Source organism: Sellimonas caecigallum (assembly GCF_019754295.1).
Classification (GTDB): Bacteria; Bacillota; Clostridia; order Lachnospirales; family Lachnospiraceae; genus Sellimonas; species Sellimonas caecigallum.
In genome coordinates this window covers 1-15,477 of record NZ_VIRV01000007.1, presented here as the reverse complement: position 1 = coordinate 15,477, position 15,477 = coordinate 1, and the positions used below count along the sequence as shown (strand labels likewise).

Below are 15,477 nucleotides of genomic sequence, written 5' to 3'. Positions count from 1 at the left end.
GTTTTCCGAAAGCCCTCCTCCATAAAACCAAGCTTGTTCAACAGAGTTTTCCTTTCTGTAAAGCCTTGAAAACAGAGGGCTTCCGGCACTTATACACATATCCACAGCCCCTAAGGCGGCGAATGCGGATATCTTATATATTTTAATTCATTACGCACAGCCGAAAGGAGTTATTCACATGAAAATCATCTGCACAAAATCCAACCTTGCAAAAGGTGTGGGAATCGTATCCAAAGCAGTTCCTTCTAAAACAACAATGCCGATACTGGAATGTATCCTTATTGATGCAACAACAGATATCATCAAGCTGACTGCCAACGATATGGAACTTGGAATTGAGACAATCATCGAAGGTGAAATTTTAGATAAAGGAATGATTGCTCTTGATGCAAAGATTTTTTCTGAGATTGTAAGAAAACTTCCGGACAATGAAATCGTGATTGAAACAGGTGCCAACGATCAGACTATGATCACATGCGAAAAAGCGAAATTTAATATCTCAGGGAAATCAGGAAATGATTTTGCCTACTTACCATATATAGAAAAAGAAGAGCCAGTCAGGTTGTCACAATATACACTCAAAGAAGTGATTCGTCAGACAATTTTCTCTATCGCTGACAACGAAAGCAACAAGCTGATGACAGGTGAATTGTTTGAGATAAATGAGAATATTCTGAAAGTGGTTTCCCTGGACGGACACCGTATTTCCATCCGTAAGATTGAACTGAAAGACACTTACGGAATGAGAAAGGCTGTCGTTCCTGGAAAGACACTGATGGAGGTAAGCAAGATTTTATCAGGTGAAGTAGACAGTGAAGTACAGATCTATTTCACAGAAAATCACGTTGTGTTCGAATTTGATCAGACTGTAGTAGTATCCCGTCTCATCGAAGGTGAATATTTCCGCATCGAACAGATGCTTTCAAGTGACTATGAGACAAAGGTACGTATGAATAAGCGGGAACTTTTAAGCTGTATTGACCGTGCAACTCTCCTTGTAAAGGAAGGAGATAAAAAGCCGATCATCATTCATATCGGAGACGAATCGATGGAACTTAAGATTCAGTCACAGCTTGGATCCATGGATGAAGAGATCTTCATTACGAAAGAAGGGAAAGATCTTCTGATCGGATTCAACCCGAAGTTCCTCATTGACGCCTTAAGAGTCATCGATGACGAAGAAGTCAACCTCTATTTTATGAATGCAAAAGCTCCGTGCTTTATCAAAGATGAGAAAGAAACTTATGTTTACCTGATCCTTCCGGTAAACTTTAATGCGATTTAGAAAAGGGGAAGCAGGATTATGGAAATCATTACACTGCGCGACGAGTTTATCAAACTCGGACAGGCGCTGAAAGCGGCTGGATTCGTAGAGTCTGGCGTGGAGGCAAAAGAAGTCATATCAGACGGTCTTGTCCTTGTAAACGGTGAAGTGGACACGAGACGCGGGCGAAAACTGTATGACGGAGATATTGTGTCCTTCGAAGGACAGGAAATCAAGATCAAGAAATAGCAGACGGGTGTATCATGGTCATTCAGTCATTGAAACTAAAGAATTTTAGAAATTATGAATTGTTGGATATGGAGTTTCACCCGCAGACGAATATTCTCCATGGAGACAATGCTCAGGGGAAGACCAATATTCTGGAGGCGGTCTATCTTGCTGGGACGACGAAGTCGCACCGTGGGACCAAGGACCGGGATATGATCGCATTTGGAAAAGAGGAATCCCATATTGAAGTACAGGTGCTGAAAAATGGGGTTCCGTTCCGGATCGACCTTCACCTGAAAAAAAACAGCCCAAAAGGGATTGCTATCAACAGAATGCCGATTAAGCGGGCGAGCGAGCTGTTCGGCATTATTAATTTTGTATTTTTTTCACCTGAGGATCTTAATATCATCAAGAATGGTCCTGCCCAGAGAAGAAGGTTTATGGACCTGGAGCTGTCCCAGCTGGACCGTGTATACCTGAAAAACTTATCAGATTACAACCGGGTACTGAATCAGAGAAACCGGCTTCTGAAAGATCTTTCGTGGCAGGAAGGTGTCAGGGATACGCTTGATGTGTGGGATATGCAGCTTGTCCGATATGGGACGGAGGTCATGGAGAGAAGAAAAAAATTCATCCAAGAACTGAATGAGATCACAGGTGATATCCATGAAAAACTGACCGGAAACAGGGAACGGATGACGATGCATTACGAACCGTCTTCCGGCAGTCTGTCTCTTGAGGAGGCATTAAAGAAAAACAAAGAGCGGGATATCCGCATGAAGAGCACGTCCGTGGGACCACACCGGGATGACATCTGTTTTCAGGTAAAGGAGATGGATATCCGGACATTCGGATCCCAGGGACAGCAGCGGACTGCCGCTTTATCTTTAAAACTTGCTGAAATCGAGCTTGTCAAACAGGTGATCCATGACACGCCTGTGTTGCTTCTCGACGATGTGCTGTCTGAACTGGACAAACATCGGCAAAACTATTTATTAGACAGTATTCACGATATCCAGACTCTCATCACCTGTACTGGTGTGGAAGAGTTTGTGAATCATCGTTTTTCAATCAATAAAGTGTTCCTTGTCCGAAACGGACAGGTTACAAGCGAAAATTAGTAGGAGGATCAGTATGAGCGCAGAATATGGTGGAGATCAAATCCAGATATTGGAAGGGTTGGAAGCAGTACGCAAAAGACCGGGGATGTATATCGGGAGTACTTCTGCAAGAGGCCTTCATCACCTGGTATACGAGATCGTAGACAATGCGGTGGATGAAGCGCTGGCAGGGTACTGCGATACGATCGAAGTGACGGTCAATGCAGACAATTCCGTGACAGTCATCGACAACGGAAGAGGCATTCCAACCGGCATCAACCATAAATCCGGGCTTCCTGCCGTGGAAGTCGTATTTACGGTACTTCATGCCGGCGGAAAATTCGGAGGAGGCGGATACAAAGTGTCCGGCGGTCTCCACGGTGTAGGTGCGTCCGTCGTCAATGCCCTTTCCAACTGGCTGGTAGTGGAAGTATGGGGAGACGGAAAGATCCATGAGCAGCGTTATGAGAGAGGAAAGGTCATGTACCCTCTTCGGGTAATCGGAGAGTGCAGTCCGGAAAAAACAGGAACAAAAGTCACTTTCATGCCGGATGACACGATTTTTGAAGAGACAGTATTCGAGTACAAGGTACTCAAACAGAGACTGAGAGAAATGGCATTTCTGACGAAAAATCTGAAGATCATTCTCAGGGATGACAGGGAAGAAAAACGCGAAGATGTGTTCCACTATGAAGGTGGAATCCGCGAATTTGTTTCCTACCTGAACCGAAGCACAGAGCCTCTCTATGAACCGATCATTTATTGCTCTGGGATGAAAGATGATGTCTACGTGGAAGTGGCCATGCAGCACAATGATTCCTACTCAGAAGGAACGTATAGCTTCGTAAACAATATCACGACGCCGGAGGGCGGGACACACGTGGTAGGATTTCGAAATGCCCTGACAAAGACATTCAATGCCTACGCAAAGAAAAATAAACTTATCAAAGAAAACGAGCAGAGCCTGTCAGGTGACGATATCCGTGAAGGACTGACTGCCATCATCAGCGTCAAGATTCCGGAACCGCAGTTTGAAGGACAGACAAAGCAGAAACTCGGAAACAGCGAGGCAAGAGGAGCAGTGGACAGCATCGTGAGCGCGCAGCTGGAAGTGTTCCTGGAACAGAATCCGTCTGTGGCCAAAGTCATCATCGAAAAATCCTTGATGGCCCAAAGAGCCAGAGAAGCGGCAAGAAAAGCGAGGGATCTTACCCGCAGAAAGTCTGCCCTTGAGACGATGTCCCTTCCTGGAAAGCTGGCAGACTGTTCTGATAAAGATCCAAAAAACTGTGAGATCTACATCGTGGAAGGTGATTCCGCCGGCGGATCCGCAAAGACGGCCAGAGACCGGGCTACCCAGGCGATCCTTCCGCTTCGTGGAAAGATTCTCAACGTGGAAAAAGCACGTCTTGACAAAATTTATGCAAACGCGGAGATCAAAGCGATGATCACAGCGTTTGGAACAGGTATCCATGAAGATTTCGATATTTCCAAACTTCGCTATCATAAAATCATTATCATGACTGATGCCGACGTGGATGGGGCCCACATCAGCACATTGCTCCTTACGTTCCTTTACCGATTTATGCCGGAACTCATCAAAGAAGGACATGTGTATTTAGCAAAACCTCCGCTCTATAAACTGGAGAAAAATAAAAAAGTATGGTACGCATACAGCGACGAAGAATTAAATAAAATCCTTTTGGAAGTAGGGCGTGACCAGAATAATAAGATCCAGCGTTACAAAGGACTCGGCGAGATGGATGCCGAGCAGTTATGGGAGACGACCATGGATCCACAGCACCGTGTGCTGATCCGTGTTACAATGGACGAAGAAGCCTCCTCTGAACTGGATCTGACATTTACCACGCTGATGGGCGACAAAGTAGAACCGCGCCGGGAATTCATAGAAGAAAATGCAAAATACGTAAAAAATCTGGACGTATAGGTGAAGGAGGAGAGAAGCAATGGAAGATAATATTTTTGACAAGGTCGAGGAAGTCGATCTTGAGAAAAAAATGAAAGATTCGTATATCGATTATGCCATGAGCGTTATCGCTTCCCGAGCTCTTCCGGATGTAAGAGACGGTCTGAAGCCGGTTCAGAGAAGGATTTTATACTCCATGATCGAACTGAACAACGGTCCGGACAAACCGCACCGTAAATGTGCACGTATCGTCGGTGATACGATGGGTAAATATCACCCGCACGGGGACAGTTCTATCTACGGAGCACTCGTAAACATGGCTCAGGAGTGGTCTACAAGATACCCTCTCGTGGACGGGCACGGAAACTTTGGATCCGTGGACGGCGACGGCGCAGCGGCAATGCGATATACCGAGGCAAGACTCAGCAAGATTTCCATGGAGCTGACAGCCGATATCAATAAAAATACGGTGGACTTTGCACCGAACTTTGACGAGACGGAGAAGGAGCCGACTGTTCTTCCGGCAAGATTCCCGAACCTGCTTGTAAACGGCACATCCGGGATCGCGGTAGGGATGGCAACCAACATTCCGCCTCACAACTTAAAAGAAGTCATCGGAGCGGTTGTAAAGATCATCGATGACCAGATTGAAGACAAAGAGACAGCCATCGAGGATATCCTCCATATCGTGAAAGGACCGGATTTCCCGACTGGCGCTACGATACTTGGGACAAGAGGGATCAACGAGGCGTACCGCACCGGGCGAGGAAAGATCGTCGTGCGTGCGGTTACCAACATTGAGACAATGGCAAACGGAAAAAGCCGAATCATCGTGACGGAACTCCCGTACATGGTAAACAAAGCACGTCTGATCGCAAAGATAGCAGATCTTGTAAAAGAAAAAAGAGTGGACGGAATCGTGGACTTAAGCGATCAGTCCAGCCGTGAAGGCATGCGTATTTGCATTGAACTTCGCAGAGATGCCAATGCCAACGTCATCCTCAATCAGCTTTACAAACATACACAGCTCCAGGATACGTTCGGTGTGATCATGCTGGCGCTTGTGAACGGAGTGCCAAAAGTACTGAATCTTCTTGATATGCTGAAATACTATTTACAGCACCAGGAAGAAGTCATCACAAGACGTACACAGTACGAACTCAACAAAGCCGAAGAACGTGCACATATCTTGGAAGGTCTCCTTATTGCCCTTGATAATATCGATGAAGTCATCCGCATTATCCGCGGATCCCAGACAGTGCAGCTTGCAAAATCCGAATTGATGGAACGGTTCGGACTGTCGGACGCGCAGGCGCAGGCCATCGTGGACATGAGACTCCGTGCATTGACCGGTCTGGAACGGGAGAAGCTGGAAAAAGAATACGAAGAGCTGATGAAACGCATTGGGGAGTTGAAAGCGATTTTGGCAGACAGACACTTGCTCCTTGGAGTCATCCGCACAGAAATCCTCGCTATCAGCGAAAAATACGGAGACGAGAGAAGGACGCAGATCGGATACGACGTCTACGACATCTCCATGGAAGACTTGATTCCAAGAGAAGATGTAGTCATTACGATGACAAGGCTTGGATACATCAAACGCATGACGACAGATACCTTTAAGAGCCAGGCAAGAGGCGGAAAAGGAATCAAAGGAATGCAGAAGCTGGATGAAGATTACGTGGAAGAACTTTTCATGACTTCCACACACCACTATATCATGTTCTTTACAAACATGGGACGTGTATACAGGCTGAAAGGCTATGAGATCCCGGAGGCAGGACGTACCGCAAGGGGAACAGCCATCATCAATCTGCTTCAGCTCCAGCCGGAAGAAAAGATTACTGCGGTCATCCCGATAAGGGAATATACAGATGGACAGTATCTGTTCATGGCGACAAAGAAAGGTCTTGTAAAGAAGACGCCGATCATGGACTACGCAAATGTAAGAAAGACCGGACTTGCGGCTATTACCTTAAGAGATGACGATGAGCTGATCGAGGTAAAGACTACAGACGATGAAAAAGATATTATTCTTGTGACAAAATACGGACAGTGTATCCGGTTCGCAGAAACAGATGTACGTCCGACAGGAAGGACATCCATGGGAGTGCGCGGCATGAATCTGGGCGACAACGATGAAGTTATCGGTATGCAGCTCAATACCCAGGGCGACTATCTTCTGATCGCTTCCGAAAAGGGAATGGGAAAACTCACAAGCATGGAAGAATTTACCCCGCAAAACCGCGGCGGAAAAGGCGTGAAATGTTACAAGATCATTGAAAAAACCGGAAATGTTGTGGGCGTCAAAGCCGTCAATGAAGACGATGAGATCATGATGATCAACACAGAAGGAATCATCATCCGCATGGAATGCGCGGGCATCTCAAAACTTGGCAGGATCACATCCGGAGTCAAACTGATCAACCTGGACGACAATGTGAGCGTCGCAAGCATTGCAAAAGTACGCAAGACAGGGGAAGAGAACACTTCCGATACAGACGAAGAAGAGACAGAAGAAAACGAAGACATGTAAAATAAATGGGGATTCGAAAGAAATTTTGGATCCCCGTTTTTTAAAGACAGGGGCGTGATACAATCGTGGGAAAGGGAGGGAAACAGCGATGAATGAGACAAAGATTTTGCTTGTGGAGGATGACAGGCTGATCGTAGAAAATCTGACAGAATATCTGAAAAGTGAAGGATTTCGTGTTGTCTCTGCGGATGGACAGAGAAAAGCGATGGAGATTCTGGAAGGCCAGGAATTTGATCTGATCCTTCTCGATGTGACGTTGGCTCAGGGAAATGGGTACAGTGTATGCACGGAAGTAAAGGCAAAGTATCAGATTCCGATCATTTTTCTGACAGCGCTGGATGATGAATTTTCCGTGGTTACCGGGCTTGACATGGGAGCGGACGACTATATCAGCAAACCATTTCGGCCGAGGGAGCTTGTATCCAGGATGCGGACTGTTTTGCGAAGAAGCGGAAAAAGTCAGAATGTGTTTTCTGCCGGGGATATACGGATTGACACGGAAAAAGGAAGTGTGATGCGAAATGGAAAGGAAATATTTCTGTCTGCGCTGGAATACCGTCTGCTCCTTGTCTTCTTTTCACACCGCGGGATGGTGCTCACAAGGACGATGCTGCTGGAGGAAATCTGGGATGTGGCCGGAGAGTATGTCAATGACAATACGCTGACCGTGTACATCAAGCGTCTAAGGGAAAAGATAGAGGATTGTCCTCAGGATCCGAAGATCATCAAGACGGTGCGAGGACTTGGATATAAGCTGGAGGGATAAACAATGAAACTTTTTAGAAATAAAGAGATCAGAAAGGCATGTGTCGGATTTTTGGGAATCACATGTCTGACGTTGGTCGGAGTGTCTTTTACAGAAGGACATGCGTCTTGGTGGATCTGTGTGGAAGGGGCATTGCTCCTTCTCTTCTTTTTGCTTTACATGAGACGGCGGTACAAAGATATCGAAAGTCTGACACAGCAGATCGATCGGATTCTGCATGGGGAGGAACATCTGGAACTTGGGGAATTCCGGGAAGGAGACTTGGAAATTTTAAAAGACGAGATCTACAAGATGACAGTTCGGCTCCGGGAGCAGAATGAGAAGGCAAAGCAAGAAAAGGTATTCCTGGCAGATGCGCTTGCAGACATTTCACATCAGATCCGGACACCACTCACATCTTTGAATATCATGCTGGAGCGGATGAAACAGGCTGATATGAGCGAAATACAGCGAAAGAAAAGCTGCCGGGACATGGAGCGGATGCTTGGGCGCATGGAGTGGCTGATCACAGCACTTCTTAAAATGTCCAAGCTGGACGCCGGAACAGTACGGCTTGAGAAAAAACGGATTTTGGCAAAAGACTTTGTGAAAGAGGCAGTGCGCCCTTTGGAAATACCGATGGAATTAAAAGGACAGACGCTTCTCCTTAAAGGAGAAGGAGATGTAACATTTCAGGGAGATGAGGCGTGGACAATGGAAGCCCTTGGAAATGTACTGAAGAACTGCATGGAACACACACCGAGTGGAGGGATGATTCAGATCGAATGGAGAGAAAATCCGCTTTTTACGGAAATTGCAGTCTCGGACTCCGGTGATGGAATCGCCAAGGAAGATCTGCCACATATTTTTGAACGTTTTTACAGAGGCAGACAATCAGACAATGTCAATTTTGGCATTGGTCTTGCCCTTGCCCGGAGCATTCTTTCGGGGGAAGACGCCGTGATCACAGCGGAAAACAGAAAAGAGGGAGGGGCCAGGTTCCGAATCCGGTTTTATAAGCGGGATGAAATGTGACAAAATTGTTATTTAAAAGTCATCGCAGTGTCATGTGCCCCTGATATACTTGGAACCATAATCAGTCAGGAGGAAAAAAGAATGGAGATTTTGAGAGTAGAAAATCTGTCAAAGATATATGGCAAAGGGGAAAATCAGGTGCATGCGCTGAATGGGGTCTCGTTTTCTGTAAAGAAAGGTGAATTTGTCTCCGTCATAGGTTCATCCGGCTCCGGAAAGTCCACACTTCTTCACCTGATCGGCGGGGTGGACCGCCCGACTTCTGGAAAGGTGTATGTGGACGGAAAGGATGTATATGCCCAGAAAGAAGAGGCGTTAGCTGTGTTCAGAAGAAGGCAGGTAGGGCTGATCTATCAGTTTTACAATCTGATTCCGGTTTTGAACGTGGAAGAGAATATTACGCTTCCGGTTCTGATGGACGGGAGAAAAATCAATAAAGATAGGCTGAAGGAACTGATCGAGATGCTGAATCTCAAAGACCGTATCCATCACCTGCCAAATGAGCTGTCCGGAGGTCAGCAGCAGAGAGTTTCCATCGGAAGAGCTCTTTTTAACGCTCCTTCCATCCTTTTGGCAGATGAGCCGACGGGAAATCTGGATTCTGCAAACAGTAAAGAAATCATGAATCTGCTCAGGCATTCCAACCGAGTGTATGATCAGACAATGATCGTAATTACCCACGATGAAAACATTGCACTCCAGGCAGACCGTATCCTTACTTTGGAGGATGGAAAGATTGTCAGAGATGAGGTGGTTCGGTAATGAATATTTTCGGACAGATTACCAAAAAGACAATGCTGATGAACAAGTCGCGCACGATCGTTACGATCATAGGGGTCATTCTTGCAACCGCCATGGTTACGGCAGTTGTGACTCTTGGAACAAGCATACAGAAGTTTATGTACGACTATTCTGTACAAACAGATGGAAACTGGCATGTGGCCGCTAAGGGAATATCACAGGAAGAACTCCGTGATATGAAACAAGATAAAGAAGTCAAAGAATTGAATGTAATGGATGAGGCAGGATATGCCAAACTGGATTCCCAGAAGGATAATGTCTTCAACCAATACCTTTATATCCAGTCCATAGACGAACAGACGGCAGATATGATGTCTATGAAACTAAAAGAAGGAAGACTTCCTGAGAATGAAAATGAGATCATCCTCTATGATACCATCCCGATAAATGGAGATGAACAGGCTAAGATAGGAGACCAGATCACACTTGACATCGGCGACCGTATGATTGAAGGAGAACGACTTCTTTTTAATGCACAGCTGGAATACGGGTATGATGAAAACGGAGATTTTTATCTGCTGGAGTCTTTCCAGCCCAGATATACGCATACCTACAAGGTTGTGGGGATATTGGAACACTGGGGCGATACGCAGCTAAATGGCGCCGGAACCGATGCATTTATCGGCAAAGGGGGAAGTCAAAAGACAGTATCAAATGCGTATTTATGCCTTAAAAATCCAAAAGAGACATTTAACTTCATACAAAAGTATGAGGGAGGGTCTGCGGCTTTGATCGCAAACACCGGAATGCTGAAATGGCTTGGAGTGTCCGGAAATGCTACTGCCATGGGAATGATAAACGGGCTTCTCACGATTTTGATCATCATTATAGGAGTAGGCGCTGTTTCCCTGATTTATAACGCATTTTCTATCTCCCTTCGGGAAAGGACGACGCAGTTTGGTCTGCTTTCGTCGATCGGTGCGACGAGAAAGCAGCTTCGCAGATCAATGTGGTATGAAGCATTCTGGGTCGGGATCATCGGAATTCCGATCGGAATTTTAAGTGGTCTTGCAGGAATAGGAATTACTCTGTTCTTTATCGGAGAATCTCTGGCTAAATGGATTCGAGGCGCGGCGGCGGGAGGTATTCGTCTGGCAACTTCACCTGGTGCTATTTTTCTGGCAGCATCGGTGGCAGCTGTCATCATCGCAGTTTCTGTCTGGATTCCGGCCGCACGGGTAAAGAGGATTACACCTATCGAAGCGATCCGCGCCAACAAAGATATCAAAGTAAAATCAAAAGAAGTAAAAAGTCCCAAATTCATCCGTAAGATTTTTGGATTGGAAGGGATGCTGGCAGATAAAAATTACAGGAGAGACAGAAAGAAGTATCGGGCAACCGTATTTTCTCTTACGGTCAGCATCGTGCTGTTCACATCTGCTACTTTGTTTTCAAAATATCTCTCCAAGACAGGTGCTTTTATGCTGGAGGCACCGGAATATGAGTTTCAATATCAGATTATAGAGGAAGAGACCGGCGAAGAAGGACGCAAAGAAATACAAAAACTTTTGGAATCAGGAGAAAAAGTGACGGATGTTGTCTCCTATGGAGAATTTTCTGCAACAATTGCCCTGGATCCACAGGATGTCTCCTCAAAAGCGGAAGAGATATTGGGAAACATACCTTCCCTTTCGGAATATTATTTCGGAACTGAGGAAGAAGAGGCTAAGGGAGAAAAAGAAAAATCGTGCACAAGTATCACAGGATTGATTCTTCCGGATGAAGAATTTGAGAAACTGGCAAAGGATGAAGGAATAGATGCCAAGACGTATATGCAGAAAGAAAACAACAAAGTTCTGTACTATGATTTTTACCGCCATTATGACAACAAGGAAAGCAGATATGTAAAGACAGAAATGATTAATGGCAAAAAAGATGATCCGATCAAGGCAGACCTTTTGATGTCCTTTGGTAAACTATTTGAAAATGATGATATGGCAACGGCAGAACAAATCCAGGATTCCAAAAAGGAGATTGTTCTCGCACACAAAGTACAGAAGCTTCCGGAATACTTCAACGACTGGTACAATCCATTTATACTTCTCCTCATACCCGAAAGTCAGAAGGATACCATTATTTCCAGCATTGATGCCGATCTTACGTATTCATGCATGATCAAATCTTCAGAGTATCAGAAAACTTACGAAGATCTTTGTGAAAAACTGGAAAATGGGGATCAAAATGGAATGGTGGCAGAAAGGCTGATGAATCTGGCACAACAGTATGAGCAGGACAGAGGAATTATGATTGCGATAAGAGTTTTGTCTTATGGATTTATCATTTTGATTTCTTTGATTGCGGCGGCAAATGTGTTCAATACGATTTCAACAAATATCATGATCCGTAAAAGAGAATTTGCCATGCTGAAATCTATGGGAATGGGAGAAAAAAGCATGCGCAGGATGATGAACTATGAATGCCTAATATACGGAATACGATCCATTTTCTATGGAGTCATCCTTTCGGTGGCAATCAGTTTTGCGATGAATTATGTCGTTATGACCGGAGCCGATGTTGCTTTCCAGCATCCATGGGGAGGACTTTGTGTTGCAGTACTATGGGTATTTGCAGTGGTATTCGCCACAATGCTGTACTCGATGAGTAAAATCAAAAAACAGAATATTATCGAGGAATTGAAAAAAGACTAAAAAAATAGACAGTGGCATCATATCAGACGTCCACTGTCTGTTTTTTTTGTTACTTTCGAAGTTCACGCAAAATGATTTCCGCAGTCTTTTCCACAGTGCCGGAAACGATATCGGTACATTTTGCCTTTCGTTCCGGAGCATCCTTTTCATATCCGTGTATCTGGATACGGCAGCAAGGAGAGGTATAAGACTCACAGAAAAAATCATGCAGTTCTTTTGTAAGAGCAAAACATGTCTGGATACTCGGATCTCCCGGTGTGCGGCGTCCGAAAAAGTAGCCGATACACATGGCGCCTCCTGCCAGCGCACCGCAGATGCATCCTCCTCCGCCAAGTCCCCATGGAAATCCGCTGCTCATAGCGATGGCATCATCGGAAAGATCCAGATCAAAATTCTTTCGGATGGCGTAGATCACAGATTCCGAACAGGCAAATCCCTTGTGAAATATATCGACAGCGTCCGCTTTCAGCTGTTCCATACTGATATCAGTCGTCATTTCTATCCCTCTCTTCCCTCAAACTGTTACAAAAATTATAATTCACAGTATTTGAAATCGCAATCCCTCTTTTGCTATGGCTTGTCATTCATTTTTCCAGGTGTTATAGTAAATGAAGAAAACAAGGCAAATCATGAAGGAGAATGCACATGCGTACAGTAAATGTCAGTGAAATCACAGAACAGATAAAAGAAATGTGTATCGAAGCGAACCATTATCTTTCAGAAGATATGAAGAATGCGCTTTCTGAATCGGAAAAACAAGAAAAATCCCCTCTTGGGAAACAGATTCTCTGCCAGCTTCAGGAAAATCTGAAGATAGCATCTGAAGATATGATACCGATCTGCCAGGACACAGGGATGGCAGTGATCTTTTTGGAAATCGGTCAGGATGTCCATCTGGAAGGAGGACCGCTGGAAGATGCTGTCAATGAAGGAGTACGTCAGGGATATAAGGAAGGATATCTGAGAAAATCTGTCGTAAGAGACCCTATAGAAAGAGAAAATACAAAAGATAATACACCGGCAGTCATTCACTATGAAATTGTAGCAGGAGACAGGATCCGCATCACAGTGGCCCCGAAAGGTTTCGGAAGTGAAAATATGAGCCGCGTATTCATGCTGAAACCGGCAGACGGCATAGAAGGAGTTAAAGAGGCAGTCCTTACGGCAGTGCGTGATGCCGGGCCAAATGCATGTCCTCCGATGGTAGTCGGCGTTGGTATCGGAGGAACCTTTGAAAAATGTGCCCTCATGTCCAAAAAAGCTCTGACAAGAGAAGTTGGCAGACATTCGGATATCCCGTACGTCAAAGAGCTGGAAGAAGAGCTTCTTACAAAAATTAATCAGCTTGGGATCGGACCGGGGGGACTTGGAGGAACTACGACAGCCTTTGCTGTAAATATCAATACTTATCCTACTCATATTGCAGGGCTGCCGGTGGCAGTCAATATCTGCTGTCATGTAAACCGCCATGCGGTACGAGAAATTTAAAACCAGCTAAATGAATTAGGAACATACAGGAGAAGAAAGGATAAGAAGTATGGAAAAACAAATCACTGCCCCAATCAGCAAAGAGACGGCAAGGACACTGAAAGCCGGAGACTATGTTTATATCACAGGAACAATCTATACGGCCAGGGACGCTGCACATAAAAGAATGAAAGAGACATTGGAAAAAGGAATGGAACTTCCGCTTGATCTGAAAGGCCAGATGATATATTATATGGGGCCATCTCCTGCGCGGGAAGGTCGTCCGATCGGTTCGGCGGGACCTACAACGGCAAGCAGGATGGACAAATATGCACCAGAGCTTTTGGATCTTGGTCTGGGCGGTATGATCGGAAAAGGAAAACGAAGCAAAGCTGTGATAGATGCTATTGTAAGGAATGATGCCGTTTATTTAGCAGCCGTGGGAGGAGCCGGAGCACTTTTGTCAAAATGCATCAAATCATCTGAAGTGATCGCCTACGACGATCTTGGAACAGAGGCAATCCGCAGGCTTGAAGTGGAAAATTTTCCCGTCATAGTTGTGGTTGATTCCGAAGGAAACAATCTCTACGAAACGGCAATCCAGGCTTATCGGACAGAGGATACCACTCTTTGTTAGAAAAAATGGTATCATAACTATAAGACATACAAAGGAGCAAAGTATGAAACGAATTATAATGATGGTCTTGAGAAATCTCCTCTTTGTCCCATACGGATGGTTTAAACTGTGCTATTATGCGAGCCATGTAGAAAAATATACAGAAGAGCAGCGTTACAGCCTTCTGAAATATATAGACGGGAAAGCCAACAAAGGGGGCAATGTCCATATAGACGTATATGGAAAAGAAAATATACCAGAGCAGAATGGATTTATGTTTTTTCCAAATCACCAGGGACTCTACGATGTACTGGCGATCATAGAAGCCTGTCCGACTCCGTTTTCAGTCGTGGCCAAAAAAGAAATTGCCAATATTCCGTTTTTAAAACAGGTGTTCGCATGTATGAAAGCATATATGATCGACAGGGAAGATGTACGGCAGGCTATGGAAATCATTGTGAATGTGACAAAAGAAGTAAAAAAAGGCAGAAACTATCTGATCTTTGCAGAAGGAACAAGATCGAAACAGGGAAATCAGCCAGGCGAATTCAAAGGAGGAAGCTTCAAAGCAGCTACCAAAGCGAAATGTCCGATCGTCCCAGTTGCACTCATTGATGCCTTCAAGCCATTTGATACGAATACAATCAGCCCTGTCACCGTGCAGGTACACTTCCTGAAACCAATGCTTTATGAAGAATATAAGGATATGAAGACAACAGAAATCGCTCAGGAAGTAAAACGAAGAATCGAAGAAGTAATCCGTGAATATACACAGATTTGAGAGGTAAAAAAAAGAAAATAAAAAACACTGAAAATAGTGCTTGACAATGAAATATCATTTTAGTATAATTACTAATGCGTTACGAACGCAAAAACAAAATAAAGACACGAAATTCAGTGTTTTGGAGAAATACTCAAGAGGCTGAAGAGGCGCCCCTGCTAAGGGTGTAGGTCGGGCAACCGGCGCGAGGGTTCAAATCCCTCTTTCTCCGTTTCTTATCACGAAAAACCTCAAAAAAAGAAAAAAATAATTCTTGACATTATGAGAAAGATGTGATAAGATAAACAAGTTGGTGTTACGAAACACCTGCCGCTTCGAAAAAAAAGTCG

General features: G+C 44.8%; 13 protein-coding genes and 1 tRNA gene. 13 read left to right on the top strand and 1 reads right to left on the bottom strand.

Annotated elements, in window-relative coordinates; all coding sequences use genetic code 11:
* The first annotated feature begins 178 nt into the window (after positions 1 to 178).
* The 9 genes from dnaN to FLB61_RS06205 all read left to right on the top strand — a co-directional run bounded on the left by dnaN (position 179) and on the right by FLB61_RS06205 (position 12,284).
* A complete protein-coding gene (dnaN, locus tag FLB61_RS06245) occupies positions 179 to 1,285 on the top strand; it encodes a DNA polymerase III subunit beta (RefSeq protein WP_087202123.1) in 1,107 nt (368 codons plus the stop codon).
* 18 nt (positions 1,286 to 1,303) lie between these two features.
* Positions 1,304 to 1,513 (top strand): RNA-binding S4 domain-containing protein, encoded by a 210-nt coding sequence (locus FLB61_RS06240; protein ID WP_087202121.1) that lies wholly within the window; start codon positions 1,304 to 1,306, stop codon positions 1,511 to 1,513.
* A gap of 14 nt (positions 1,514 to 1,527) precedes the next feature.
* Positions 1,528 to 2,613 carry a DNA replication/repair protein RecF gene (gene recF / locus FLB61_RS06235; protein ID WP_087212685.1) on the top strand — a complete coding sequence of 362 codons (1,086 nt, stop codon included), beginning with the start codon at positions 1,528 to 1,530 and terminating at the stop codon, positions 2,611 to 2,613.
* 13 nt (positions 2,614 to 2,626) lie between these two features.
* Positions 2,627 to 4,540 carry a DNA topoisomerase (ATP-hydrolyzing) subunit B gene (gene gyrB / locus FLB61_RS06230; protein ID WP_087202117.1) on the top strand — a complete coding sequence of 638 codons (1,914 nt, stop codon included), beginning with the start codon at positions 2,627 to 2,629 and terminating at the stop codon, positions 4,538 to 4,540.
* A gap of 19 nt (positions 4,541 to 4,559) precedes the next feature.
* Positions 4,560 to 7,055 carry a DNA gyrase subunit A gene (gyrA, locus tag FLB61_RS06225; protein WP_221919684.1) on the top strand — a complete coding sequence of 832 codons (2,496 nt, stop codon included), beginning with the start codon at positions 4,560 to 4,562 and terminating at the stop codon, positions 7,053 to 7,055.
* Between the two features lie 88 nt (positions 7,056 to 7,143).
* The gene (locus FLB61_RS06220) at positions 7,144 to 7,821 is read left to right on the top strand and encodes a response regulator transcription factor (RefSeq protein ID WP_221919683.1); all 678 of its coding nucleotides are present in this window, start codon (positions 7,144 to 7,146) and stop codon (positions 7,819 to 7,821) included.
* A 3-nt stretch (positions 7,822 to 7,824) separates the two neighbouring features.
* A complete protein-coding gene (locus FLB61_RS06215; protein WP_246599138.1) occupies positions 7,825 to 8,835 on the top strand; it encodes a sensor histidine kinase in 1,011 nt (336 codons plus the stop codon).
* 81 nt (positions 8,836 to 8,916) lie between these two features.
* Complete coding sequence (locus FLB61_RS06210; protein WP_087202104.1) at positions 8,917 to 9,597, top strand: ABC transporter ATP-binding protein; 681 nt, start codon at positions 8,917 to 8,919, stop codon at positions 9,595 to 9,597.
* The gene (locus FLB61_RS06205) at positions 9,597 to 12,284 is read left to right on the top strand and encodes an ABC transporter permease (protein ID WP_221919682.1); all 2,688 of its coding nucleotides are present in this window, start codon (positions 9,597 to 9,599) and stop codon (positions 12,282 to 12,284) included. The genes FLB61_RS06210 and FLB61_RS06205 overlap by 1 nt, the downstream gene beginning before the upstream one ends.
* A gap of 49 nt (positions 12,285 to 12,333) precedes the next feature.
* On the opposite strand, the gene FLB61_RS06200 is transcribed toward FLB61_RS06205, so the two are convergent.
* A complete protein-coding gene (locus FLB61_RS06200) occupies positions 12,334 to 12,780 on the bottom strand; it encodes a C-GCAxxG-C-C family (seleno)protein (protein WP_221919681.1) in 447 nt (148 codons plus the stop codon).
* Positions 12,781 to 12,929: 149 nt separating this feature from the next.
* Here FLB61_RS06200 and FLB61_RS06195 point away from each other — a divergent pair, with 149 nt between their 5' ends.
* The 4 genes from FLB61_RS06195 to FLB61_RS06180 all read left to right on the top strand — a co-directional run bounded on the left by FLB61_RS06195 (position 12,930) and on the right by FLB61_RS06180 (position 15,359).
* Positions 12,930 to 13,772, top strand: coding sequence for a fumarate hydratase (locus tag FLB61_RS06195; protein WP_221919680.1), 843 nt, complete (start codon positions 12,930 to 12,932; stop codon positions 13,770 to 13,772).
* A gap of 49 nt (positions 13,773 to 13,821) precedes the next feature.
* Entirely contained in the window at positions 13,822 to 14,388 is a 567-nt protein-coding gene (locus FLB61_RS06190) for a Fe-S-containing hydro-lyase (RefSeq protein ID WP_087202096.1), read from the top strand.
* Between the two features lie 43 nt (positions 14,389 to 14,431).
* The gene (locus FLB61_RS06185; RefSeq protein ID WP_221919679.1) at positions 14,432 to 15,148 is read left to right on the top strand and encodes a lysophospholipid acyltransferase family protein; all 717 of its coding nucleotides are present in this window, start codon (positions 14,432 to 14,434) and stop codon (positions 15,146 to 15,148) included.
* A 123-nt stretch (positions 15,149 to 15,271) separates the two neighbouring features.
* Positions 15,272 to 15,359: transfer RNA gene (locus FLB61_RS06180), tRNA-Ser, on the top strand.
* Positions 15,360 to 15,477 lie beyond the last annotated feature (118 nt).

What these genes read in the sequence shown, in the direction of transcription:
- FLB61_RS06185 (WP_221919679.1), top strand. Translation starts at nt 14,432, where the DNA reads ATGAAACGAATTATAATGATGGTCTTGAGAAATCTCCTCTTTGTCCCA.
- FLB61_RS06220 (WP_221919683.1), top strand. Translation starts at nt 7,144, where the DNA reads ATGAATGAGACAAAGATTTTGCTTGTGGAGGATGACAGGCTGATCGTA.
- FLB61_RS06215 (WP_246599138.1), top strand. Translation starts at nt 7,825, where the DNA reads ATGAAACTTTTTAGAAATAAAGAGATCAGAAAGGCATGTGTCGGATTT.
- recF (WP_087212685.1), top strand. Translation starts at nt 1,528, where the DNA reads ATGGTCATTCAGTCATTGAAACTAAAGAATTTTAGAAATTATGAATTG.
- FLB61_RS06205 (WP_221919682.1), top strand. Translation starts at nt 9,597, where the DNA reads ATGAATATTTTCGGACAGATTACCAAAAAGACAATGCTGATGAACAAG.
- dnaN (WP_087202123.1), top strand. Translation starts at nt 179, where the DNA reads ATGAAAATCATCTGCACAAAATCCAACCTTGCAAAAGGTGTGGGAATC.
- gyrB (WP_087202117.1), top strand. Translation starts at nt 2,627, where the DNA reads ATGAGCGCAGAATATGGTGGAGATCAAATCCAGATATTGGAAGGGTTG.
- FLB61_RS06240 (WP_087202121.1), top strand. Translation starts at nt 1,304, where the DNA reads ATGGAAATCATTACACTGCGCGACGAGTTTATCAAACTCGGACAGGCG.
- FLB61_RS06210 (WP_087202104.1), top strand. Translation starts at nt 8,917, where the DNA reads ATGGAGATTTTGAGAGTAGAAAATCTGTCAAAGATATATGGCAAAGGG.
- FLB61_RS06190 (WP_087202096.1), top strand. Translation starts at nt 13,822, where the DNA reads ATGGAAAAACAAATCACTGCCCCAATCAGCAAAGAGACGGCAAGGACA.
- FLB61_RS06200 (WP_221919681.1), bottom strand. Translation starts at nt 12,780, where the DNA reads ATGACGACTGATATCAGTATGGAACAGCTGAAAGCGGACGCTGTCGAT.
- gyrA (WP_221919684.1), top strand. Translation starts at nt 4,560, where the DNA reads ATGGAAGATAATATTTTTGACAAGGTCGAGGAAGTCGATCTTGAGAAA.
- FLB61_RS06195 (WP_221919680.1), top strand. Translation starts at nt 12,930, where the DNA reads ATGCGTACAGTAAATGTCAGTGAAATCACAGAACAGATAAAAGAAATG.